Annotated in this window: 1 protein-coding gene; it reads right to left on the bottom strand. The window is 62.5% G+C overall.

Annotated elements, in window-relative coordinates:
- Positions 1-27: 27 nt before the first annotated feature.
- On the bottom strand, positions 28-906 hold an 879-nt coding region (locus N5C25_RS20470; protein ID WP_279937802.1), incomplete at its 5' end, for a transposase.

Raw genomic sequence — 906 nt, 5'->3', positions numbered from 1 at the left:
TGTAGAGTCGAGATCCTATGTTCGTGGTCAAGCCTGCTGGAAGCAGGCTTGACCCACCTTCAGCATGGCCGGATCGAAGTCTCGGCCGCTTTTGAACACGCCCCAGGCGATCCTGGCCAGCTTCCTTGCCAGAATGTTGAAGACGGCGGTGCTGGGGTGACCGCGTTTTGACAGTTCGTCGTAGAGCGGTTGCCCCCGGCGACACCGCTTGAGCCCCATTGCAGCCATGTAGAGCATCTGGCGCAGCATCGGTGCGCCCTGTTTGGACAGCCGACGTCGTCCAGTTCTGCCGCCAGACTCGTTGGGCCGGGGATCCAGGCCGGTGCAGGCAATCCATGCGTTGGCGTTGGCCAACGGCCAGCGCGTCATGTAGTAAATCAGGTGGGACGCGACGGCAGGGCCGATACCCGGGATGGTCAGCAGGCGCTTGTAGAGCGCGCCATGCTCTCCATCGCGGCCCAAGCGCTGCAGTTCGCTTTCCAGCTCGGACAGCGTCCCAGCCAGAGCGCAGAACAGATCAGACAGCTCCCCAGGGTCACTTTTGCTTACCCCGAAGGATTGCTCCAAGCGCGCGCGCGTCTCCACCAGCGCTCGCCGCTTGCGCAGCAAATCGTGCATCTGCTGCTGCTCGTCAGTACGCGGTACGTATTCACGCAGGCGGTCGCTCTCCTTCTTCACATAGCGGGCGATCGCTTGGGCATCCATGGCATCTGTCTTGCCGCGCGAGCCCGTCGCCCGAGCGTAGTTCTTGATCAGCCGTGGATCGATTACATAGACAACGTGGCCCGCCTGGCCAGCCATCCGAGCCAACAACTCGTAGTACCGTCCCGTCGCTTCCATGCCAATCCGGCATCGCTGGGGCAAGGTTTTGAGCCACTTGGCTATCCCGGCCCGGGTGTTGGCGAC

The sequence above is a fragment of the Stenotrophomonas sp. GD03958 genome (genome assembly GCF_029839005.1).
GTDB lineage: Bacteria > Pseudomonadota > Gammaproteobacteria > Xanthomonadales > Xanthomonadaceae > Stenotrophomonas > Stenotrophomonas hibiscicola.
This window is presented reverse-complemented; position numbering and strand designations above follow the sequence as displayed.